This window comes from Paenibacillus sp. NPDC057886, assembly GCF_042796655.1.
Lineage (GTDB): Bacteria > Bacillota > Bacilli > Paenibacillales > Paenibacillaceae > Paenibacillus.
In genome coordinates this window covers 332,939-355,546 of sequence record NZ_JBHVMZ010000004.1, presented here as the reverse complement: position 1 = coordinate 355,546, position 22,608 = coordinate 332,939, and the positions used below count along the sequence as shown (strand labels likewise).

The window sequence follows — 22,608 nt, the reverse complement described above, 5'->3', positions numbered from 1 at the left end:
TTTTAGTTGCAAGTTAAGAAGGGGGAGCATGAATGGTCGAGCAAATCGATATGTCGGCAGGTTCGACAGGCGGAGGACAAGGGTCTTCAGGCTACGACGCGGACGACATTCAAGTACTTGAAGGACTGGTAGCGGTACGGAAACGGCCGGGTATGTACATCGGCAGCACCAGTGCTTCGGGTCTACATCATTTGGTATGGGAAATCGTGGACAACGCTGTCGACGAACATCTCGCCAAATTCTGCTCCAAAATCGATATCACGCTGCATAAGGACGGTTCTATTACGGTTCAGGATAACGGAAGGGGAATTCCGACAGGTATACATAAAACAGGGATTCCTACTCCCCAGGTCGTGTTTACGATTTTGCACGCAGGCGGAAAGTTCGGTGGATCAGGATACAAAAAATCAGGCGGTTTGCACGGTGTAGGTGCGTCAGTTACGAACGCATTGTCCGAATGGCTTGAAGTCGAGATTTTCCGTGATGGCAAGATTCATCGTCAACGATTCGAGTATTGGCAGGACAAAAAAGGCGTTGAGCATGTCGGAGAACCAGTGTCTGGTCTCGAAGTATTGGGCAATACCAATCGAACGGGAACAAAAGTTACGTTTAAACCGGATATTCGGGTGTTTCAGAACGGCATTCAATTGAATTATGATACACTGGCAGAACGTCTTCAGGAGATTGCTTTTCTGAATTCGGGTCTGAGAATTGTGCTCAAGGACGAACGTTCAGGCAATCAGGATGAGTACATGTACGAAGGCGGAGCAAGCCAGTTTGTTGCTTTTCTTAACGAAAATAAAGATGTACTGCATGATGTCATTCACTTCTATGCGGAGAAGGATGACATTGAGGTCGAAGTGGCGATCCAGTATAACGCGGGTTATACGGAAACGCTGGCGTCATTCGTAAACTCAATTCCCACTAGGGGCGGCGGTACACATGAGACCGGATTTAGAGCAGCTTATACACGTGTGATGAATGACTACGCACGGCGTACCAGCATGATTAAGGAAAAAGATAAAAACCTCGAAGGTAATGATCTTCGTGAAGGCATGATGGCGGTCATTAGTGTCAAAATGTCGGAGGTTGAATTCGTAGGACAAACGAAGGATCAACTCGGTAGCGCTTCCGCGCGAAGCGCAGTGGATTCCGTCGTGTCTGAAAATATCCAGCGGTTTTTGGAAGAAAATCCGCAGGTCGCGCAAACGTTGATTCGCAAAGCAGTTCAGGCCTCCAGAGCCAGAGAAGCTGCACGAAAAGCTCGCGATGAGATGCGGACCGGCAAAAAACGCAGTGAAAGCTCCAACCTGAACGGCAAACTGACCCCGGCACAATCCAAGGATTTTACCCGGAATGAACTGTTTATCGTCGAAGGGGATTCCGCAGGTGGTTCAGCCAAACAGGGACGTGACTCCAAGATCCAGGCGATACTCCCGCTTAAGGGTAAACCGCTCAATCCGGAAAAAGCGAAATTGGCCGATATTCTCAAAAATGAAGAATACCGTGCCATTACATCCGCGATCGGTGCAGGTATTGGAACGGAATTCGCAGTTGAAGACAGCAATTATTCCAAAATCATAATTATGACGGATGCCGACACGGATGGCGCACATATTCAGGTACTGTTGCTGACTTTCTTCTACCGCTATATGAAACCGCTCATTGATGCAGGCAAAATATATATCGCTCAGCCACCACTGTACAAGCTGACACGCAAATCCGGCAAAATGGCTAGTGTGCGTTACGCCTGGACTGATGAAGAGCTGGCGAATTATATGAAAGAATTTGGGAACAATGTGGAGCTTCAACGTTATAAAGGACTTGGTGAGATGAACCCGGATCAACTGTGGGAGACAACGATGAACCCGGAAACTCGCGCATTGCTCAAGGTAGAAATTGTCGATGCAGCAAAAGCGGAACGTCGTGTATCTACTCTCATGGGTGATAAGGTTGATCCGCGCAAACGCTGGATTGTAGAGAACGTCGACTTTACAGAGTACGAAGAATAGAAGGTGCTTGGAATGAGTCTATCAGAACAATTTATGCCGGCCTTTCTCGAAGAGGTCGTAGGTGACCGTTTCGGTCGCTACTCCAAATACATTATTCAGGACCGGGCCATTCCCGATGTACGGGATGGATTGAAGCCGGTGCAGCGGCGTATTCTTTACGCCATGTACGATTCAGGTAATACACCGGAGAAACCATATCGGAAGTCCGCAAAAACAGTTGGGGATGTTATGGGTAACTACCATCCTCACGGGGATTCCTCTATCTATGATGGTATGGTACGGATGGCACAGCCATGGAAAATGGGGCATATGCTCGTGGACGGTCATGGAAACTGGGGGTCACAGGATGATGACCCGGCAGCGGCCATGCGGTATACGGAGGCCCGTTTGTCGCCCATCGCAATGGAGATGCTTCGCGATATCGAGAAACGGACTGTTCTGTTTAAGGATAATTTTGATAATACGGCCAAAGAACCGGTTGTATTACCATCGCGTTATCCGAACCTGCTGGTCAATGGTGTAAGTGGGATATCGTCAGGATTTGCAACGGAGATCCCTCCACATAATTTGCGTGAAACCATTGATGCTTGTATTGCCGTGATGGAGAAGCCGTCGATTGAACTGGATGAGATCATGATGTTCATGAAAGGTCCGGATTTTCCGACAGGTGGATTAATCATGGGCGGCGACGGAATTCTGGATGCCTATCGCACAGGTAAAGGGCGGATCTATCTCCGGTCCAAAACCGACATTGAGAATATGCGCGGTGGCAAACAGCAAATCGTGATTACCGAGATTCCTTACCAGGTCGTAAAATCCCGTCTGGTTACAGCGATGGAGAACATTCGACTGGAGAAAAAGGTTGAAGGAATTGCCGAAGTGCGGGATGAGAGTGGGCGTGAAGGCCTGCGAATCGTGGTTGAGCTGAAAAAAGAAGCAGATGCACAAGGTATTTTGGCTTATTTGCTGAAGAAAACCGATCTTCAGGTCACTTATAACTTCAACATGGTTGCGATTGTTAATAAAGCTCCTCAGCAATTGGGATTGAAATCAATCCTCGAGGCTTATATTGCCCACCAGCGTGAAGTTGTGACGTTCCGTACCCGCTTTGAGCTGGAGAAGGCGGAAGACCGTGCACATGTCCTGGAAGGTCTGGTCAAAGCTCTCAACATCCTTGATGAGGTCATTGCGGCGATCAAAGCGTCGAAGAACCGTCAGGATGCTCAAAATAACCTGATGTGGATGTTTGGTTTCTCCGAACGCCAGGCGGATTCCATTCTGACTTTGCAATTATACCGATTGACCAATCTGGAGATTACTTCTCTGGAAAAGGAACTTGGCGAACTGATGAAGAAGATCGCGCAATTACGCTCCATTCTGGATAGTGACCGCAAGCTGATCGGAGTCATCCGCAAAGAGCTGATGGAGATTCGTGAGAAATACGGAATTGACCGTCGCTCAGCCATTCAGGGCGAAGTAGAAGAACTCAAGGTTAATCTGGAAGTACTGGTGAACGCAGAAGATGTATTTGTCACATTGTCCAAAGAGGGATACATCAAGCGAACAGGCATGCAATCATTCACACGATCCGGCGGGGAACGTAACGCAAGTGGTGTGAAGGAAGGCGATTATATCGCTCAGGTCCTTGAAGTTAACACGCTTGAGAACCTGCTGGTATTTACGAAGAAAGGCCAGTATTTCCTGTTACCTGTGCATCAGGTGCCGGAATTCAAGTGGAAAGATCCGGGGACGGCGATCGTCAACGTCATTCCTTTGGCAAAAGATGATCGGATCTCAAGTGTGCTTGCCGTTAAATCCTTCGAAGAACCGGACCACAGTTTGGTCTTTGTCACACGCAAAGGACAGGTTAAACGCACCGAGCTGAAGGAATACGTCACCAAGCGATCGGGCGCAGTGGCAGCCTGCAAAGTCGGCAAGGATGATGAGGTATTATCGGTTCATCTAAGTACAGGTGGCAAGGATATCATGCTGATCACCAAAGAGGCCATGGCGATCCGTTTCCGTGAGGATGAAGTGAATCCGATGGGACGTGTGTCTGGAGGCGTACGAGGTATTCAGTTAAGAGAAACGGATGAAGTCGTTTCTGTTCTGTGGGTGGAAGGCGATGAAGGCGAGGTTGCTATATTGTCTGACTTGGGTTATGGCAAACGTTCGTTGCTGCTGGATTATGCTCTGCAGAGCCGTGGCGGCAAGGGACTGGCAACATTTGAGTTCAAGGAAGGCAAACGGGTGAAACCGAACGGTAGCCGAATTGCCGGAGCGTTCTATTGCAGGGAACAACGGAATGTAACGGTGATGACCAAGGAAGGTCAATCACATCATATTTCTTCCGAGGCTGTACCTATTACTGAACGGAAACATATCGGTAAATTGCTTGTGCATGTGGACAAACAGGATGAAATTGTGGAGCTTATCATGGATCTCGCAGAGAATCAGGCAGCTTCTTCCTCCTAATAAGGATTCAACGAAGACTCTTTGCAGAGCAGGGAAACCTGTCATGTGAAGAGTCTTATTTTGTTGTTCAGACGCGGATTAAAAGAGGACCTCCATGCGAAGTTTAACAACCTTCGTCGATTACGGTCGATCGCTGGGAAATTGAAAAAAGGCAGCAGGAATGCGGCTTTGAAGGGCGAAAACTTAAGCAGGTGAAGTGATAACCGGTTGCAGAAGGGAGCGATTCAAGATGTATAATTCCGATTTTGCCAAGTGCTGGTCAAGGCTGACCAAGGACTACAAGCTGCATATGGATCATGAGCTGGCACCGTCGTTAACAGAGGCACAGCTGGCCGTACTGGAGGTTCTTGAGGATCACGAGAAGATGAAGCCATCCGATCTGATTCCTTTTTTGGCTACAACACCCGCAGCAGTAACGATGTTGTTGGATCGTATGGAGAAAAACGGACTGATTCGCCGGGATCGGGATAATCAGGATCGACGAATTGTATGGGTATCCCTATCTGATAAGGGACGCATGGAGACCGAACGGGGAATCACGATTCGCAACGAATTTATGAATTCGGTTCTCAGCAATATTTCAATGCATAACCAGCAATTGCTGGTTTATCTATTAGGCAAAATGACGGCACCAAAAACAAAAGAGCATGTCTTGTCCACATCTTAATGACGATGGAGGCACGAATACTGGTAACCATAGAACTCTTGCTTAAAATGCAGGAGGGCTGTGGTTATTTTTTATTGATGTATACTTTAAAGAGTTTTGCCTGCTATGGAGGACTAAGAATAATTTCTAAAATTTTATATGTAAAGAGTTGACTATGTAAATATTTTTGTTATAATAAGTAATTGTTCCCCTGATATTTCGTGTACGAAATATTATATTCCATAAGTAAAAAGGGTGAATTAATGTCTGACACATACGAAGTATTCTACATTATTAATTCGTTTCGGCAGGTCAATCAAATGCTCTTCCGGGCATTCTGGAATGAAAACAAGGAAATTGAGCTCACTTCGATTCAATTTATGGTGTTATCCATTTTGAAGGAGCGTCCTTCTATCGGTATCAATGAAGTGGCTGAACTCTGTCATATGGGCAGCAGCTCCATGAGCGCTGTGGTGGAGCGTCTGGTCAAGGGGGAGTACATTGTTCGAACACGTTCTGACTCGGACCGGCGATCCGTAAGGCTTCAGATTACGGACAAAGGGGAAAAGGCCCAGCAGGAAACACACCATTTGTGGATGGAGCGAGTGTCACCCATTCTGGATATCCCGAAGGAAGACCTTGAGCACCTGCTAAGAATTCATAATCAAATGATTGAAAAGTTAGAAGGAAGAGAGATGAACAACCAATGAGTACTACTGCAGCAGCAGCGCCATCCTCAGCGATGGACAACATTAAGAAAGGCCCGATTGTGGCCGCATTGTTAATCGGTGCATTCGTCGCCTTCCTGAACCAAACTTTGATGAACGTAGCTCTTCCTAAAATTATGGAGGATCTCGGCATCGGAGCGAATAAAGCCCAATGGTTGACAACGGGTTATATGCTCGTCAATGGTGTGTTGATTCCGGTTACGGCGTATCTGATCGCGAAATTCTCGACACGTCAAATTTTTATTACAGCCATGACGCTATTTACAATAGGAACCTTGGTCTGTGGTTTAAGTCCGAACTTTGGTATCCTGATGGTAGGTCGTGTTATTCAAGCGGCAGGTGCAGGTATCCTGATGCCTCTGATGACGGTTGTATTCTTGACGATCTTCCCGATTGAGAAGCGTGGTCAGGCTATGGGTACGATGGGGATCGCGATGATTCTCGCTCCGGCCATTGGACCGACGTTGTCAGGTTATGTGGTTGAGCATTATTCTTGGAGACTGTTGTTCTATATCATTTTGCCATTCTCCGTTATTGCAACTGCAATCGGTATTGCTTTTGTCAAAAATGTAACACGTCAATCTAAACCTAAATTGGACTATCCAGGTGTTATTTTATCCACACTCGGTTTTGGTAGCTTGTTGTACGGCTTCAGTGATGCGGGTACAGACGGATGGGGCAGTGCAATTGTTATTGCTTGTCTGGTCGTAGGGGCCATATCCCTGATCCTGTTCGTTATTAGACAGATGACAACCGATCATCCGCTTTTGGAGTTCCGTATTTTCAAATACAACATGTATACTTTAACAACGATCATAAACATGCTCGTTACGATGGCGATGTTTGCCGGTATGATTCTGCTTCCGATTTTCCTGCAAAATATTCGTGGATTCTCACCGATTGAATCTGGTTTGTTGATGATGCCAGGCGCCATCCTGATGGGGATTATGTCTCCAATTACAGGTCGCATCTTCGATAAAGTCGGAGCACGCTGGTTGTCAGTTGCCGGTCTTGCAATTACCGCCATCACAACTTGGGGGCTCAGCCGCCTGTCGATTGACACTACTTATGGTTACATGATGTTTATCTACACAGCTCGTATGTTCGGTATGTCGATGTTGATGATGCCAATTCAAACAGCAGGTCTGAATCAGCTGCCACAACGTCTGAATGCGCATGGTACAGCGATGTCCAACACACTGCGTACGGTTGCAGGTGCGATTGGTACAGCTATTCTCGTTACGATTATGAGCAGTAAGCTGAAATCCCATCTGGCAGATACCCTGGCTACAGGCCAAATCGCTACAGATGATAAGGCTGCAATGCTCCGTGCTACCGCAGATGCAACCATCTACGGCGTAAACTATGCGTTTGTTGTAGCAACCGCGATGACTGTAGTTGCACTACTGCTGGCGTTCTTTATCCGTAAAACAAAACCGGCTACTGAACCTATTACAACTGAGCAACAGAAAGTGAATGCAACAGCATAAATCAACTTAGATTACTGTTATTATTCATTCAATAAAGGTCTTATATATACAAAAGAGAGTTCAGGCAGATCACACTGCTTGAACTCTCTTTTTGTTATGCCTTGTTTTGACTTTATTCTTCATCAGTCGATGGATCAAGGAGGAAGGTAGGACCAGGATCATGACCGAAGAGTCTGAGGTTGATGCTCCCATCCATTTGAAATTCAACGCCCTCGCTAATAAGCTCCGTCTCCTGCATCAGGCGTGAATGCTCGTCGGGAATGGCAATCAGACCTTTGGCGTTGACGACGCGGTGCCAGGGAAGGCGCTCCTTCCGGCTCATGGAGTGCAGAATGCGTACAACCTGTCTGGCAGCTCTCGGGCTGCCTGCATGAGCGGCAATCTGTCCATAGGTCATGACTTTTCCCTCAGGGATTGCTGCGATGATGGCGACGACCTGTTTCGTAAACGGTGTCATATTAATTGGGTATCCTTTCCATTTGAGTAAAAAACCGTGCCATTCAGATACGGAATCTGGATGACACGGTTTACGGTCAGATTTGACCTGATCCTGATTTTAAAAATATCGATTAATGCTCCGCTTTAAATGCTTTATCATACACAGCAGCCGGCCACTCTGCCCATGGGAAATCACGGGGAGGCAGGGATTGCAGGACAATTTCTTCCTTCGTTACCGGGTGAGGAAAAGCAGCGATGGCAGACCAGAGAGCAATTTGTTGTCCGGGCTTATTCACGCCTGAACCGTACTTTTGATCTCCGAACAGCGGGCAGCCCATTTCTTTCATTTGCACCCGAATCTGATGAGATCTGCCTGTGTGCAGCTCGATGTGAACCAGACTGTAACGATCGGTTTCGCCAATGACCTGGTAATCCAACACAGCATCTTTACCACCAGCTGTACCCTTAGGCACAACAGTAACGGTATTGGTACGCGCATCTTTCAGCAGCGTGTGTTTTAACGTCCCGTGCTGTGCAGGCAGCTTGCCATGTACAACAGCCGCATATATTTTGCGGAAATGACGTCCCCGAACCGTCTCGGATAATCTTGAAGCCGCCTTCGATGTTTTGGCAAAAATCATCGCACCACCAACGGGGCGGTCAAGACGATGCACTAATCCGAGATAAACGTTGCCAGGTTTGTTATACCGCTCTTTCAAATCCTGTTTCAGCAGTGTAAGCAAATCCGGATCACCTGATGCATCTTCCTGTGTAGGTACATTGACCGGCTTCGTAATGCCTAACAGATGATTGTCCTCAAACAGAATCGGAATATCACCGGTTCCTTGCGAATGGTCGGACATAATCAGGACTCCCAGCGGCCCAAGATGCCGCATGGCAGATCCAGACCACTACGGGTAATTGGAAGACCAATTTCACCTGCTGTAATTTGACCGCCGTATTGGGCAGACATCGTCATGGTCAGCATGTTGCGCAGAACGGTAGACGAAATCCCGGTTGTGTAGGAATTGACCAGCATGAATAATGGGTTATCGGACAAAATTTCCATACAGGATTTAAGGAATGGATAGAGGTTCTCTTCCAGCTTCCATGTCTCTCCGTTAGGGCCGCGGCCATAGGAAGGCGGGTCCATAATAATTGCGTCATACCGATTGCCGCGACGTTGCTCTCGCTGTACGAATTTGAATACATCATCTGTAATGAAACGAACAGGACGATCCGCGAGGCCAGATAACTGAACATTCTCTTTGGCCCACTGCACCATGCCTTTAGCCGCATCCACGTGGACAACTGAAGCTCCGGCATAAGCAGCAGCAACTGTTGCACCACCAGTATACGCAAACAGGTTCAGTACAGAGATGGGACGGCCTGCTCCAGCAATTTTATCCATCATCCAGCTCCAGTTGGCCGCTTGTTCAGGGAACAGACCGGTATGTTTGAAGCTGGTTGGTTTAATATGAAACTTCAGGTTCTCGTATCCAATGGTCCAGCGTTCCGGGATTGGTTTTTTCATATCCCAGCTGCCGCCGCCCGAAGAACTGCGATGATAATGGCCGTGAACCTGGCGCCATTCATTGGTTTCTTTTTCAAGGGGCCAAATGATCTGTGGGTCGGGTCTGCGCAAAATCACATCGCCCCAACGCTCCAGCTTTTCGCCGCCCCCTGTATCGATTACTTCATAGTCCTTCCAGTTCTTAGCTACGTACATAATGATTTATCCATCCTTCAAAAGTCATTTGGATACTATTGTACAACAAAAAAGGGCCTGTACGCCAGTTGTGGTGGGCGCCTGAAAGGGTGAAGCGCTTTTCGTGGTGTTGAATTTGGTTCATCACCATATACTGAAATTGAAAGCGAGTGAAAATTTAATTTGACAATGATAATCATTATCACATATGATTTTGATAAATTCAAATGTTACTTCTTCAGGAACAGTATGACATGATCAATAAAAAGTGAGGGAAAAATAGATGGCTAAATTGTTAGTGGCTTATGCAAGTATGACAGGAAATACGGAAGAGATTGCGGAACTGATCGTCGAAGGAATTAAACAAGGTGGGCATGAAGTGGATCTCAAGTCCGTAACGGATTGCAACGCAGCTGATGTGCTTGATTATGACGGGTTTCTCATTGGAGTATACACGTGGGGAGACGGTGAACTGCCGGATGAATTCCTCGATTTTTACGAAGAGCTGGATGAGCTTGATCTGAGTGGCAAACGGGCAGCGGTGTTCGGAAGTGGAGATACTTCTTACGAGCAGTATTGTGGAGCCGTTGATCTCACAGCAGCGAAGCTGCTGGAACGTGGGGCGGAGGTATCTCCAGAGATGCTGAAGATTGAATACAGTCCGATGGAGCAGGAGAAGGATACGTGCCGTGACTTTGGCAAACGTTTTGCTGCTGCCGGATTACAGGTGTCCTAAGGACTCATGTTAAGACATAATGTTCAGGCAGCTCTGCAGCCGGGAATGTCAGACACCCCGGTACGGCTGCTTGAAGATTACAGATTGGAAGAGATGCTGCGCAACCCGCATCGGTTCATCCGCCCGGAACCGGAGGCTGAACAGCGCTCACCGCTGCAATGGAGACACCGTGTACAATATGCAGTCAGCCATGCAGTTAATGCTTTTTACAGTATGGACCCGGAAGTGCGCAAAGAGGTGCCTGTACAATATTTACTCGAAAAGTGGTGGCCTAGAAAGGCAACCGGATTTGAATCGGTACTTCATTACTGGGATGTAAAAAACAAAATTACGGATGAATTATCCCTTGCAATTGCCATGAACGATGATTTGAAGCATCCGACCATTCTGTTTGAACAATGGAGAACGGAGCTTCCTACCTTGTCGATGCATCTGTCCATGATCTTCCAGGCTGCCTGGCAGCCAGAGGGCTGGGATTCGCTGCTCATCCAAAAATATATGGTTGTCCATGATCCAAACGTGGTTGAGGCGTTCCAGCATATGGTGAGCGTGTTCTGCTGGGAAGCATTTGGCAATCTGCCGGGCATGATCGAAATCTATTGTTTGCTTGAAGGTCGCAAGATTCGATATATCCCGGGACGTCAATCGCTTGTCCGATCGATGGATTATATTCGTCTGATTCGGGACAGCATTCCGAGCACAGAGAAGGTGGAATCTGACCAATTTACGGTACGGGACAAAGCGAGAGTTCATGAAGAGGTCGATCGGTGGAGAAGTGAGACTGAACCGAAAAAAAACTGGTTGATGTGAAGACTTAGGGGATGTTGTGATATATCGTGCAGATTAAGGAGGGATGAGCCATGTCTACCGGTTTAAGACAAGATGCAGCAAGCGGCAAGAAACGTACAGGAACTTGTGAATTCAGCCCGTTGCCTGTGCCACAGTCGGTTATAAGACGGTTGCTGGATGAAGCAGATCCATCTTTATATGTGATGAGTTCAGAGCCTTGGCGGTTTATGTTGTTCGCCAGTGAAGGACGTCAACTGTATCTGGAGGCGGTCAGACAGAGTTACCCACCACATTTGGCAGATCGTTACGGGGACTGGGCTACATATCAATATACAGAAGCTATTCCGGCACATCTGGTTGTTGTCGCCCCTTCAAGTGCCAGGGAGGACCATTTATTGCCTGCAAAAGCCTGGAGCAAACGTTTTTGCATCTTGGCAGCTGAACAAGGCTTGAATGCCGTCTGGAAGATCAATGATTATCAACAGCATCCCGTGTTTATGAATTTGATGGGTTTAACGAGTGAAGAAAAGGTATTGGGTGTATTCCACATCGGTTACGGAGACCAGTCTGCACTTCGGGGCACCGACGCAGGCAGACCAGCCTCTGAACTGATGACGGTCTACGACCATCTGGTTTAAACGAGGGGATCATTCCTCATTCTTATTTCCCGGTCTTGGCAATAAAATTACGAACAAGCTGACGATACGATTGATCTGCGGAGCATGCTGAGTACAGCCGGTTCGACACGGTGATCGTGTTGCCAAAAAAGAACCGTTCAAACTGGGTCTGTCTACCTCCAAAAGATCCTGCTCCCAGCTCCCAGATCAGGCGGAACAGCGCTGTGCGTTCTTGGGATACCATGTCGGTTCCTCTCAGGTACATATCCAGGTGTGGCGCGATATCGGAGCGGAAGTCTTCTTCCTGTGGCACCATAATTACGCCGCTGGAACCCAAGAGCTGCAAGATTTCAATCATCTCAGGATACAGCTTGGGGAAAATAAGATTTGCTGCCATTAATGGTTTGGGAGCAGGTAATACAAATCCCCGTCCATCTGTTATAGCACCGGCTTCTGATGCCAGAGCCAGTGCTTTTAACGTTTCAAGGCTGGACAGTACCCTGGCTGTTTTCTCCACCACATGAGTTTCGGCAGCTTGGTCGAGTGTGTCCGCGAGTAGCTGAATGATGCCCAGGACAAATTCCGTTTTGGCAATATACCGGCATATGACCTGATGTCCTGCGTGAATGTGAAAATGGCTTCCGCTAAAGAGGCGGCCGGACATTTCCTCATTGCCGGCGAAGAATATCCGTTCATGAGGAACAAGCACATGATCAAAAATGACGATGTTGTCCATCTCTTCATACCTGGAACTGAGTGGATAGTTGAAATTGGATTCGGCTGCGTAGGTATCCCGGCAGATCAGGCTAATTCCGGGCAGGTCATTCGGTACAGCAAAGGCAAAAGCGAACGGATTTTCATCGTCGAACGGTGCAGGTGAAGGGGAAGGATACACCAGGATTTCGTCTGATGTGGCAGCCTGGGTAGCCATCATGAATGCACCATTGATGATCAGACCTTCTTCAGTGCGCTCAACCACTTTGGCGGCAATGGCATCTTCGGTCGTGTCCAATTGTCCCGAAATTTTACTGGCATGAGGCTGGATAAAGGCATGGGAGAGGGTAATATCATTATCCCGGCAGTAGGCATAGTAGTTTCTCAGATTTTCGGCGTATTGTGGTGATGCTTCTTCAAGAATATCTGCTCCAGTATAAAAGGCCATAATTGCTGTGTTCATATAATCGGGTGATCGTCCCAGAAAACCATGGTGAGTCCCTGACCAAATGTTCATTGCTTCTCGGCGTCTGCGTAGGTCATCCACACTGGTTGGAGGCAGAAAGGACATACCGACTGGTTTTCCGTCAGCTGGGGATGCATAAGTCATCGTATCGATCAAATGTGGATCGGACTGAAGATCGTACAGCTTGGCTTGCGTTTCCATCAAACCTGCAAACGCAAAATGTTCAGAACGTTTTCCAGTAACAAGCTCTCCTTTGTACCAGCATGGGACCGTCTGGGCATCGATACGTTCGATATACTGTTTGCCACTTTTTACGGGCATCGTTACTCACCTCTATGATCTATTCGTTCATGGGCAGTTTGACTGCTCTCGTAGTGTACGTCAATAGGCAGTCCAATGTGCATGAAGAGAGGGAAGTTCAAATTTTGCAGAAAAGAGCTTGATAATAATTATCATTCTTGTTACAATAGGAAAAGAAAAAAGGAACCACGAAGGCTCCTTTAACTTGTACCATATGAATTTATTATTTTACTTCAAATGTTTTGCAATCCGTTTCAGCGGATTCACTTACTTTTTTGGAACTGTGACTCACGATGTAGATTGAAGATGCGTTGCATTTGTTCTCTTGAGCCCAGTGACGACATGAATTAACCTCACATAATACGTCTTTTGCCATGATTGATAACCTCACTTTGATTGGATTACATTCGTTGGTATAAAAGAATATCCGGAAATGTCAAGTTGCCGCTTGCAAATCTGGAAAAAATTTCGTGCTCTCTCAAGTAAATAGAGGGCTTTTTTGCGTTATACACAACGATGCATATTTAGAATAGCAAATTTTGCTGCCGCTTGCAACAAATTGGACGAGACCTTCTGTAATATGATGGACAAGTCATGGAAACTTTGCAAAGAGGCCGTCTTATGTTATTGTTTAATAGTAATAATTACGATTAAAAGATCGTTAAATAGGAATGAGAATAGAATCGATACGATTTAACTTGGATGACCCCTGAGAATAGAAGAAGGAGAACGATCAACGATGAGCAAAACCAACCATATAAACCGGATACCCCGAGCGAAGGGCATCGATATGGCCGCTTTTTATTCACCGAAAGAGTGTGGAAGGAAGGCAAAGCATATTGTATTCTCCGCAGACAATGAACGGGTTGTTGAGGAGTTTATTACCATTCTAGGTATGAAAGATCAGTTTGCTGAACATGATGTACCGATGCCGAATAAAATGGTGATGTTTGGTCCTCCGGGTACAGGCAAAACATTAACTGCTTTCCATCTTGCACACCGACTTCAGCTTCCACTGGTCCTTGTAAGACTCGATGCCATTATACACAGCCACCTTGGGGAGACGGGAAGCAATGTCCGTAAACTATTCGAATATGCACGGGCTAACCCCTGTTTGCTATTTCTTGATGAATTTGATGCCGTAGGTCGTACACGTGAAAGTAATGATGAGGTTAAAGAGATGGCTCGTGTCGTCAATACATTGTTGCAGTGTCTTGATGAATTCGAAGGAGATAGCATTCTGGTTGCTGCTACCAATCTGGAGACTCAGCTGGATCATGCGATATGGCGGCGATTTGATACCAAAATGACCTATGGGATGCCGGATGAAGCAAGCCGTAGATTATATATTAGCAAGTTGATGGGGCAGTTTGAGCAGGAGAGCCAACTGAAAGAGTTCACGTGTGAACGCCTCACAGGATGCAGTTATGCGGATGTAGAGCAGATTGTCTTAAAAGCTAAACGGAAAGCAATTATTTCCAGCAGCCCGTTGCATAAGCAATTAATTAATGACGCGTATGCAGAATATATGCCGCGTGTACTGTCCACATAGCTTGCATATGAATATCAGCAACCACTGTCACATATTTAATAGCCCGGTTCCTATGAAGGAATGCCGGGCTATTCGATATTTCAGGAAGTTGCCTGGGCTGCTTGTTCTTGGTTCTTTGGCGGCATAACGAGAAAGCTCGTTTATGACATGCATGCATCGTACTACGCGTTAGCCGTTGCACGGTAAGATGGTTCTATCTCTGGTTTTTCAGGACCCGACCAACGTGGCAAGGCTAAGGTGAAAAGACTGCCCTCGGGACTGCTGGAAGTCAGGGTTAAATCCCCTCCCTGGGCTCGAGCAAGCAAGCGGCTATAGGTCAGTCCCAGACCTAGCCCGCGGGTACGGCGTTTTTTGATCTCGCCACGATAGAAACGTTCGAAGATCTTGGGTTGATCGTCTTTGATGATACCCGTACCATTATCCTGTACATCAACAAACAGGTTGTCCGCCTCCGCACGCAAATGGATATGAAAAACGGCAGCTTGGTCGGAAGCTGCTGCTTGCAGCCCGTTATTGAGCAGGTTGACAATGATCTGCTGAATCCGAAGTGTATCACCGATGGTATAGAGGGTACCCGAAGGTGTGTGCAATTCAATCTCGGGAGACTTGTCCTCATAAGCAATTTTCCACTGATAGATAATCTCATCCACCAGCAAATTCAAATCTATGCGTTCCCGACGAACAGCAACACTTCCAGCGCTCATCGCATTGTAATCCAGCAGATCAGCGACCATACGTTCCATTCGTTCGGATTCTTTGAGTGCGATGTCCAGGAATTCCTTTGCTTCCTCCGGACTGACGATATCGTCCCGGACAGCCATCACGAGTCCTTTAATGGACGTTACCGGTGTTTTCAATTCATGGGTTACCCCAGCAAGTGACAGGGCACGCCATTCCTCCAATTGCTGCAAACGGATGGACATCTCGCGAAAAGATTCAACGAGTTCATTCATCTCCCGTTCCCGTGTGTTCAGATCCAAATTGACTTCATAATTTCCGTTTCGAATCTGCTCTGCGGCATGGGCGACCTGACGAATAGGCCTGGAGAGCTTGCGGGACAGGAGGTAGATTGTAAACCAACCACACAGAATTAAAGCAACGAACAGGATGCATACCACAAGCATCGTTTCCGGATTGTATGCAATGGATTTTTTGGACTGCATGACCCACACTTTACCGAGCGTCTGATCGTCATCTGTGACATTGACCGTCACCCCGGCGAATTTTTTGTTTCTTGGTTCGCGTAGGTCATCAGACAGCCGATTATATACATCTTGCTGCGTCATTTTTGGTTTGGAATAGATCAATTGATTATTGTTGTCGAGCACCATAATACAAAAGTAATTATCTGTATTGAAAAGCTTGGTTCGCTTGTCCACGAGTCTGTCGAGATCCGGGGGAATATGCAGTTTGTTATCCGCTCCTGTTACCTTTTCGGCAATTTCCAGCCCTAGCAGCTGGGCCGTTTTGAGACCTTTTTCAATGGAAGTAGTTCTGATCCAGTAAAGTGCCCCTGCAACAATAATGGTGAAACCAATACAGAGGATTAGAAAATATCGAAGTGTCCAGTAGGACAGAATGGATGTTTTACGTTTGGTTGTATTTCGTTTTAGTTGGCGATCCAAAATTGATACCCCATTCCCCGTAAAGTCCGGATTTCTCCCGTTTCAGGCAACCAGTGGGATAACGCCTGACGCAGCCGTTTGATCGACAGGTCCACAGCCCGGTCACTTCCGTCATAGTCCATGCCCCATACCTGTTCAATCAGATGGTCCAGGGTGAATGTGCGGTTGGGGTATTCCGATAGAAACAGGAGCAGTGACAAATCACGTGGTGTGAGTGCAACCTCGGCACCGTTCAAAAGTACCTGTTTGGCAGCCAGATCAATGACCAGATTGCCAAAATATCGTTTGCCTTCACCCTCAGCTGTCCAGTGTGGATTGCGGCGAAGCACAGCATTGACTCTGGCAACTACTTCCTCGGGCACAAAGGGTTTGCTCATATAATCGTCAGCACCGGCATTCAGCCCGTTAAGACGGTCCTGAATATCATCCAGTGCGGTTAACATGATGACGGGACAAGCACTTTTTTCGCGGATGATTCGTAGCAAATCCCAACCGTCCATTCCGGGCAGCATCACATCCAGCAATACCAAGGAAGGCACATCCGAATCAAATAAAGTTAGGGCAGTGGGTCCATCCGCTGCATGACGAACGTCGAATCCCGCTTTTCGAAGATAGGCAGCCAGCACACGGGCAATGGCTTGTTCATCTTCGACGATGAGTATGGATTTCAAGAAAGTGTCTCCTTTCACTTCAGAAGCTTGTGTACTGATTTTACATGAGCGGAAGCACAAAGCCAATCATGCAATTATTTTCAGAAAAAAATGCGTTACACGTCATCTCTTGACGTCATCCTGACACATTGGGCTGGTAAGATGCTGATAAATAACCAACTTATACAGTTACCCATTGGAGGAAATAGAGATGAATAAAAAGACAAAAACATGGATGATCTCAGGTGCGGCAGCAATCGTCATTCTTGGAGGCGGAGGGTACTATTTCGCGAACAGTTACCTGGGCAACAACGTTGAGATTGAACAGGTACTTCCTGCCAGCACTGCAGCGTCCACAACGGAAGCCGGATCGGACAGTGGTACAAGTGTATCCAACGTTGCAGCAGGAGCAGAGCAATTGAATGGAGACTGGAGCATTAGCGAAGGTTCGAAAGTATATTTTTCGGTAACGACATCCCGGGAAACGGTCAATTTTGCGGACGAGCAGGTTAGTGGAAACTTGACCCTTAATGTAGACGATGCATCCCAGATGAAAGCGGATGGACAGATCGAGATGAGTGACATTGATTCAGGCAATAGCCAGCGGGATGGACATGTGAAAGAAGCTGATTTCTTCGATGTTTCCACCCATCCACAAGCCACATTTACGGCTAACTCATTTGAAGGTGTACCAACGGAATGGGCGACAGGACAGACCGTAGACTTTAAAATGAACGGCACCCTAACGGTAAAAGGCATTGAGAAAGAGGTTGCGTTTGACGTAAAAGCCGCTTATGAAAATGACCAGGTACTGTTGTCCGCCACAACGATGGTGACCTTTGAAGATTTTGGTATGGAGAATCCACATTCGGTGGTCCTTTCTACAGAAAATGACATTCAGGTTCAACTGGAGCTGAAGCTCAGCAAGTAAGTTTCTCGGCATGATTGAATATAAGTGATGCTAAAATTCCATAAAGTGTAGACTGAAATTCTACTTATTCATACTTGTAGTAACAGACAGAATCTGTTCCAATCCGCCCGTGTGGCGGAGGGGGCAGATTTTTTCTGTGAAGAATGGAAATCGATCCACGGCGAGCAAGGAATTACCAAGCATTCAGTTAAAATAACTGCTGTTTCCTTGGCATAATACCGTGTCCTCGTTTGATGTAAAGCGCTTACAATGATAATGATTTACAACATTCATTGTTCAAAGGTGAACCAAACAAATGATAAGGGGGAGATCAAGCGTGCACAAAAGATACATAAGCGGCTGTCTCGTATTACTGATGTTGTTCTGTGATTTGGGTCTGGCAGTTCGGCCCGCAGCGGCAGCGGCGAAAGTAAATGTTGCGCTGAATAAGGCGGTTACGGTCAGCTCAGAGGATCTACAATGGGAGGGCTATAAAGAAAAAGCGGTGGATGGTAATGGAGATACAAAATGGAGTGCGAATAGTCCTACTTCAGTAGATCAACCGCATTGGCTGATGGTCGATTTGGGCGGACCGTTTCACTTATCCGGAGCGGAATTGTCGTGGAAAGACAAGGATAAGGTTGTAAGGTTTGTTGTTGAGGTATCAGCAGATGGCCAGACATGGACACCTGTGGCAGATCAATCTGCGAACGATACAGCTGAATCGCTGGTCAAGCTGGAATTCGAGGCGAATGCGGTTCAGTATGTGAAGGTAACCATTCCTTACTATGCGGGTCCTAACTACTGGCCTGGCATTTCCGAGCTTCAAATCTGGGGAGAGGCAGAGGTACGGAACCCGGCAGATATCACAAGTTATGATCCAGTCAACGTAACTACAGTAAGCCGGAGTGCCCCTGTTCTGCCTAATGAAGTTACGGCGCATTACGAGAACGGGAAATCGGGTGTTGTTTCGGTTGAGTGGGAGGAAATAGAGCCTTCACAGTATGCTTCAGCACGCAAGTTCACGGTGACAGGCGCTGTCTATGGAGCTCCCATTCCTCCTGAAGCTACCATTACGGTGGAAGGATATCGCAGTGATTTTGTCAGAGGGGTGGATATTTCTACGTTAACGGCCATTGAGGATAATGGAGGTTATTATCTGGATAGCAATGGAGCTGAGCGCGATCTGCTCGATATTCTCAAAGACCGTGGCGTGAACTATGTGCGGCTTCGTCTGTGGAATGATCCACAGAAATCGAATGGATACAACGACAAGGAAGATGTAATTCGTCTGGCCCAGCGGGTAAAAGAGAAAGGCATGAAGATTCTGCTCGACTTCCATTATTCCGATGAATGGGCACACCCGGGTCAACAGCTTCGTCCGAAGGCCTGGGAAAATCTCTCGTTCGAAGACCTGAAGACGGCGGTCTATGATTACACGCGTGAAGTGGTAGGCGAGATGAAGGATGCGGGCGCAATGCCCGACATGGTACAGATCGGTAACGAAATCAACAGCGGTGTGTTAAACGGATTGAAGAGTAACGTCAATTTTGATGAAAATGTAGCTTTGCTTCAGCGCGGTGTGGACGGCGTACGCGATGTCCCTGGAGGAGAACAGGTTCAAATCATGATCCATCTGGCTGAAGGGGGCAAAGCGGATACATTTGACTGGTATTTCGGCGAATTGCAGAAACAGGGACTGCAGTACGATATCATCGGGCTGTCGTATTATCCCTTCTGGCACGGAACATTCGCAGATGTGCGCAAAACGATGAATGAGGTATCCGCGAAATATGGAAAAGAAGTCATTATTGCCGAGACGTCATATCCATTCTCGTATAAAAACGGGGACGCGCACGGCAATATTATTGGCAACCCGGAAACGCTGAATGTGGGAGGTGCTACCTTCCCGGCAACCGTACAGGGACAATATGATGCGATTGCAGGCATTATGGATATGATTTCACAAGTTCCGAATCAGAAGGGAGCGGGATTCTTCTATTGGGAGCCAGCATGGATTGCGGCCAATGTAGGCTGGATTGCTTCCGAGGGAGACGCATGGGAGAATCATGCCATGTTCGATTATGACGAATATCCGGCCAATGGCGGTTACTCGTATGAAGGGCGTGCTCTGCCATCGCTGGATGTGTACAAACGTGGTTTAGACGTTCTGCCCGCAGATCGGAAAGAGTTGTCGGCAGCCATTACACGTGCAATGGCGCTTGAATCCAGTGATTTTACACCTGAAAGCTGGACCACACTCGGTCCAGCCATTGTAGCAGCCGAGAATACGTACAAATTGGCTTATACATCTGTTGGTGTGACACAACAGGATACGGACGCTGCGACTACCGCTCTTAATGAGGTTATGCAGCAGCTTGATGTTATAGCGGCAAATCGGAACCCTCTCGAGGCGATCATTGCCGAAGCCAAAACGTATAAGCAAGCGGATTGGTCTGCTGCAACATGGGCTGTTCTGACCAAGGCTCTTACTCGTGCAGAACAGGTCATGACAGACCCAAGAGCTACCCAGACCGAGGTGAATACGGCGGCAAAACAAGTGGAAGCAGCAATCCATGGTTTGTCCAATGTAGACAAAACCGAGCTGACACAGTTCATCGGAGAAACCCAGCAGTTGACCGAATCGTCATATACACAGCGAAGCTGGGCAAACCTGAAAGCTGCATTGCTATCGGCAATCACCGTGAGAGACAAGCAGGATGCCGTACAATCCGAAGTGCAGGGGGCTCTGATTACACTTCAAAAAGCGAACAAAAGCCTTATCCAGCTGGAAGCATTAACAACAGGTAAAACAGCTACCGCATCAAGCAGTGCAGGTACAGGTGGTGGAGAATCCAACTCGCCTGGGGGAGCGATTGACAGTAATCCTAATACTTCATGGGGGACCGATCAGAGCGTAGGTAGTTGGTGGCAAGTGGATCTGGGAGCAACCGCTGTGATCCGCAAACTGGAAATGTCCATGTGGAGTGGAGGAATTAAATATAAGATCGAAGTGTCCAACGATAACGAGAATTTTGTCAAAGTCGTGGATACAACAAGTGATGTGGTTGTATCCACCAGTCCGAGACATATCCTGCCCGCAGGCACGGAGGCGCGTTATATTCGTCTTACCGTAACGGCAGGTTCTGAGTGGGTAGGCTTTATGGATTTTGAAGCTTACGGAATGTTCCCTGCGGACAAATCTGCCTTGGGAACTACAGTGAATTCCGCTGCGAAGCTGCATCAAAGTAATTACACGGCAGCAAGCTGGAATGGGTTTGCACAGGCACTGTCATTTGCTCGCGTGCTTATGGATGATGCAGAAGCCAGTGCACAGGAAATCAGTGCTGCGGATAACGCGTTGAAAGAGGCGGTTAGTCAGCTTGTACGGCAAGAGTCGACCCCGGGTCAGCCATCACAGCCCGGTCAACCTGCGCAGCCTTCCACACCTGGATCATCGCAGAATGCTGGCAATCCTCCTGTAACGCCACCTGTTGAATCCGGTAATCCAGGAGAAAGTGGTTCTATTACATTCAAAGGTACAAGTACCGGAGCGGGCACCTATGTGATTCAACCTGAGATGAAACAGTTGTCTCAAATGATCCAAGGAATGGCAGCAGCCAGCAAAAAGCTGGCCTTGATTGCCGATGTTCCCAACGATGCAAAGGCTGTGACTTTTCAGCTTAACGCCAATCAACTTCAGGAATGGGCACGTACGCTGGCATTACAGTCGCTTGAACTGACCATGAAGCAGACATCTGTCCGCATCCCATTAAGTTTATTGAAGGATGCTCGTAGCGAAGATGTGGCTACAATGGATGTCATTTTGGCCGAAGACTCCACAGCTAATCTGTCTGAAGCGCAAACGAAAGCTATTGGTAACCGCAACGTGGTCAGTGTAAATCTGTTGTTAAACGGGCAGCCGTTACAGTGGACAGATAGATCCATTGAAATTGCGATGTCGAATGTGCAAAATTCAAATGCAGAAGACGTTGAGCTGGTTATCCAATCCCTTTTGCCGAATGGGGAAATGAAACCAGTAACCTTTACTCAATATGATGAAATGACCCAAAGTCTGGCTTTCAAGCCGCTTCAAGCAGGCCGTTTCGTGATTACTGAAGTGCAGGTGCCGTTGAATGACTTACAATCCTACTCATGGGCCATCAAAGAAGTTCAGAATCTGTATGGCAAAGGAATCATTTCAGGCATGACAGATACGCGATTCAGTCCGCAAGCAGAACTAACACGAGCTCAATTTTTGCAAATGATTATGAAGGGTATTGGCGAATCACGCTTGCCGGATACTTCCACTTCAGCTCCAATGGATGTGAAGAATGATCAATGGTATTCAGATTCCGTACGCCTTGGTCTGGAGATGGGAATCGTGCAAGGCCGAGCAGACGGATCATTCGCAGCAAATGAACGTATTACCCGCGAGGATATGGCGGTGATGTTAAACCGTGCGATACAGGTCATGAAGCAGAACGCCAGTGCAGCCGATAATTCTTCATCCAGCAGTAGCGAATTTAGTGACAACGCAGATATCGCTGAATATGCAAAACAAGCTGTTGCAGCGATGCAGGAGCAAGGACTGCTTATAGGAATGGCAGATGGCTCGTTTGCGCCTAAACAGCATGCCAACCGTGCACAGGGTGCAGTCGCTGTAGCCAGAATGATGGAGCAGATCTATAAATTCTAAGTGTATATATGATATAGGGATCGGGTCTTTCTGGCTCGATCCCTTTGTTTATG

18 protein-coding genes are annotated in these 22,608 nt (G+C 47.3%); 11 read left to right on the top strand and 7 right to left on the bottom strand.

Annotated elements, in window-relative coordinates; translation table 11 throughout:
• The first annotated feature begins 32 nt into the window (after positions 1-32).
• The 5 genes from parE to ACFVQB_RS15815 all read left to right on the top strand — a co-directional run bounded on the left by parE (position 33) and on the right by ACFVQB_RS15815 (position 7,351).
• The gene (parE, locus tag ACFVQB_RS15835) at positions 33-2,012 is read left to right on the top strand and encodes a DNA topoisomerase IV subunit B (RefSeq protein ID WP_024630574.1); all 1,980 of its coding nucleotides are present in this window, start codon (positions 33-35) and stop codon (positions 2,010-2,012) included.
• A 12-nt stretch (positions 2,013-2,024) separates the two neighbouring features.
• A complete protein-coding gene (gene gyrA, locus ACFVQB_RS15830; RefSeq protein WP_379440844.1) occupies positions 2,025-4,487 on the top strand; it encodes a DNA gyrase subunit A in 2,463 nt (820 codons plus the stop codon).
• 229 nt (positions 4,488-4,716) lie between these two features.
• Positions 4,717-5,154, top strand: coding sequence for a MarR family winged helix-turn-helix transcriptional regulator (locus ACFVQB_RS15825; protein ID WP_379440840.1), 438 nt, complete (start codon positions 4,717-4,719; stop codon positions 5,152-5,154).
• A gap of 242 nt (positions 5,155-5,396) precedes the next feature.
• Positions 5,397-5,843 carry a MarR family winged helix-turn-helix transcriptional regulator gene (locus tag ACFVQB_RS15820; RefSeq protein ID WP_379440837.1) on the top strand — a complete coding sequence of 149 codons (447 nt, stop codon included), beginning with the start codon at positions 5,397-5,399 and terminating at the stop codon, positions 5,841-5,843.
• Positions 5,840-7,351, top strand: coding sequence for a DHA2 family efflux MFS transporter permease subunit (locus ACFVQB_RS15815; RefSeq protein WP_379440834.1), 1,512 nt, complete (start codon positions 5,840-5,842; stop codon positions 7,349-7,351). Before ACFVQB_RS15820 ends, ACFVQB_RS15815 begins: the two co-directional genes overlap by 4 nt.
• Positions 7,352-7,463: 112 nt before the next feature.
• Here ACFVQB_RS15815 and ACFVQB_RS15810 read toward each other — a convergent pair whose 3' ends face one another.
• The 3 genes from ACFVQB_RS15810 to ACFVQB_RS15800 all read right to left on the bottom strand — a co-directional run bounded on the left by ACFVQB_RS15810 (position 7,464) and on the right by ACFVQB_RS15800 (position 9,518).
• Positions 7,464-7,808 (bottom strand): MGMT family protein, encoded by a 345-nt coding sequence (locus tag ACFVQB_RS15810; RefSeq protein ID WP_379440831.1) that lies wholly within the window; start codon positions 7,806-7,808, stop codon positions 7,464-7,466.
• 112 nt (positions 7,809-7,920) lie between these two features.
• The gene (locus tag ACFVQB_RS15805) at positions 7,921-8,652 is read right to left on the bottom strand and encodes an RluA family pseudouridine synthase (RefSeq protein ID WP_379440828.1); all 732 of its coding nucleotides are present in this window, start codon (positions 8,650-8,652) and stop codon (positions 7,921-7,923) included.
• Positions 8,653-8,654: 2 nt separating this feature from the next.
• Positions 8,655-9,518, bottom strand: coding sequence for a class I SAM-dependent methyltransferase (locus ACFVQB_RS15800; RefSeq protein WP_024630567.1), 864 nt, complete (start codon positions 9,516-9,518; stop codon positions 8,655-8,657).
• A gap of 262 nt (positions 9,519-9,780) precedes the next feature.
• Between ACFVQB_RS15800 and ACFVQB_RS15795 the strand changes: the two genes are divergently transcribed.
• Genes ACFVQB_RS15795 through ACFVQB_RS15785 form a run of 3 tightly spaced genes read left to right on the top strand, consistent with a single transcriptional unit; the run spans position 9,781 to position 11,660 of the window.
• Positions 9,781-10,233 carry a flavodoxin gene (locus ACFVQB_RS15795; RefSeq protein ID WP_379440824.1) on the top strand — a complete coding sequence of 151 codons (453 nt, stop codon included), beginning with the start codon at positions 9,781-9,783 and terminating at the stop codon, positions 10,231-10,233.
• 6 nt (positions 10,234-10,239) lie between these two features.
• Positions 10,240-11,043 carry a hypothetical protein gene (locus ACFVQB_RS15790; RefSeq protein WP_379440821.1) on the top strand — a complete coding sequence of 268 codons (804 nt, stop codon included), beginning with the start codon at positions 10,240-10,242 and terminating at the stop codon, positions 11,041-11,043.
• A 50-nt stretch (positions 11,044-11,093) separates the two neighbouring features.
• Positions 11,094-11,660: a nitroreductase family protein gene (locus ACFVQB_RS15785; RefSeq protein WP_379440818.1), complete on the top strand. Its 567-nt coding sequence runs from the start codon at positions 11,094-11,096 to the stop codon at positions 11,658-11,660.
• A 22-nt stretch (positions 11,661-11,682) separates the two neighbouring features.
• Here ACFVQB_RS15785 and ACFVQB_RS15780 read toward each other — a convergent pair whose 3' ends face one another.
• Positions 11,683-13,140, bottom strand: a complete 1,458-nt coding sequence (locus ACFVQB_RS15780) for a 4-hydroxyphenylacetate 3-hydroxylase family protein (RefSeq protein ID WP_379440816.1) — start codon at positions 13,138-13,140, stop codon at positions 11,683-11,685.
• A 202-nt stretch (positions 13,141-13,342) separates the two neighbouring features.
• Positions 13,343-13,495, bottom strand: coding sequence for a DUF1540 domain-containing protein (locus ACFVQB_RS15775; protein WP_072733378.1), 153 nt, complete (start codon positions 13,493-13,495; stop codon positions 13,343-13,345).
• Between the two features lie 363 nt (positions 13,496-13,858).
• Between ACFVQB_RS15775 and ACFVQB_RS15770 the strand changes: the two genes are divergently transcribed.
• Positions 13,859-14,671 (top strand): AAA family ATPase, encoded by an 813-nt coding sequence (locus ACFVQB_RS15770; protein WP_379440811.1) that lies wholly within the window; start codon positions 13,859-13,861, stop codon positions 14,669-14,671.
• A gap of 161 nt (positions 14,672-14,832) precedes the next feature.
• On the opposite strand, the gene ACFVQB_RS15765 is transcribed toward ACFVQB_RS15770, so the two are convergent.
• Positions 14,833-16,296 carry a HAMP domain-containing sensor histidine kinase gene (locus ACFVQB_RS15765; RefSeq protein WP_379440809.1) on the bottom strand — a complete coding sequence of 488 codons (1,464 nt, stop codon included), beginning with the start codon at positions 16,294-16,296 and terminating at the stop codon, positions 14,833-14,835.
• Positions 16,281-16,967 carry a response regulator transcription factor gene (locus tag ACFVQB_RS15760; protein ID WP_379440806.1) on the bottom strand — a complete coding sequence of 229 codons (687 nt, stop codon included), beginning with the start codon at positions 16,965-16,967 and terminating at the stop codon, positions 16,281-16,283. The genes ACFVQB_RS15765 and ACFVQB_RS15760 overlap by 16 nt, the downstream gene beginning before the upstream one ends.
• 190 nt (positions 16,968-17,157) lie before the next feature.
• Here ACFVQB_RS15760 and ACFVQB_RS15755 point away from each other — a divergent pair, with 190 nt between their 5' ends.
• Positions 17,158-17,877 (top strand): YceI family protein, encoded by a 720-nt coding sequence (locus ACFVQB_RS15755; protein ID WP_113052015.1) that lies wholly within the window; start codon positions 17,158-17,160, stop codon positions 17,875-17,877.
• 316 nt (positions 17,878-18,193) lie between these two features.
• Entirely contained in the window at positions 18,194-22,555 is a 4,362-nt protein-coding gene (locus tag ACFVQB_RS15750; RefSeq protein ID WP_379440802.1) for a glycosyl hydrolase 53 family protein, read from the top strand.
• Positions 22,556-22,608 lie beyond the last annotated feature (53 nt).

What these genes read in the sequence shown, in the direction of transcription:
- ACFVQB_RS15755 (WP_113052015.1), top strand. Translation starts at nt 17,158, where the DNA reads ATGAATAAAAAGACAAAAACATGGATGATCTCAGGTGCGGCAGCAATC.
- ACFVQB_RS15805 (WP_379440828.1), bottom strand. Translation starts at nt 8,652, where the DNA reads ATGTCCGACCATTCGCAAGGAACCGGTGATATTCCGATTCTGTTTGAG.
- ACFVQB_RS15800 (WP_024630567.1), bottom strand. Translation starts at nt 9,518, where the DNA reads ATGTACGTAGCTAAGAACTGGAAGGACTATGAAGTAATCGATACAGGG.
- ACFVQB_RS15785 (WP_379440818.1), top strand. Translation starts at nt 11,094, where the DNA reads ATGTCTACCGGTTTAAGACAAGATGCAGCAAGCGGCAAGAAACGTACA.
- ACFVQB_RS15825 (WP_379440840.1), top strand. Translation starts at nt 4,717, where the DNA reads ATGTATAATTCCGATTTTGCCAAGTGCTGGTCAAGGCTGACCAAGGAC.
- ACFVQB_RS15780 (WP_379440816.1), bottom strand. Translation starts at nt 13,140, where the DNA reads ATGCCCGTAAAAAGTGGCAAACAGTATATCGAACGTATCGATGCCCAG.
- ACFVQB_RS15790 (WP_379440821.1), top strand. Translation starts at nt 10,240, where the DNA reads ATGTTAAGACATAATGTTCAGGCAGCTCTGCAGCCGGGAATGTCAGAC.
- ACFVQB_RS15770 (WP_379440811.1), top strand. Translation starts at nt 13,859, where the DNA reads ATGAGCAAAACCAACCATATAAACCGGATACCCCGAGCGAAGGGCATC.
- gyrA (WP_379440844.1), top strand. Translation starts at nt 2,025, where the DNA reads ATGAGTCTATCAGAACAATTTATGCCGGCCTTTCTCGAAGAGGTCGTA.
- ACFVQB_RS15775 (WP_072733378.1), bottom strand. Translation starts at nt 13,495, where the DNA reads ATGGCAAAAGACGTATTATGTGAGGTTAATTCATGTCGTCACTGGGCT.
- ACFVQB_RS15820 (WP_379440837.1), top strand. Translation starts at nt 5,397, where the DNA reads ATGTCTGACACATACGAAGTATTCTACATTATTAATTCGTTTCGGCAG.
- ACFVQB_RS15815 (WP_379440834.1), top strand. Translation starts at nt 5,840, where the DNA reads ATGAGTACTACTGCAGCAGCAGCGCCATCCTCAGCGATGGACAACATT.
- ACFVQB_RS15810 (WP_379440831.1), bottom strand. Translation starts at nt 7,808, where the DNA reads ATGACACCGTTTACGAAACAGGTCGTCGCCATCATCGCAGCAATCCCT.
- ACFVQB_RS15795 (WP_379440824.1), top strand. Translation starts at nt 9,781, where the DNA reads ATGGCTAAATTGTTAGTGGCTTATGCAAGTATGACAGGAAATACGGAA.
- parE (WP_024630574.1), top strand. Translation starts at nt 33, where the DNA reads ATGGTCGAGCAAATCGATATGTCGGCAGGTTCGACAGGCGGAGGACAA.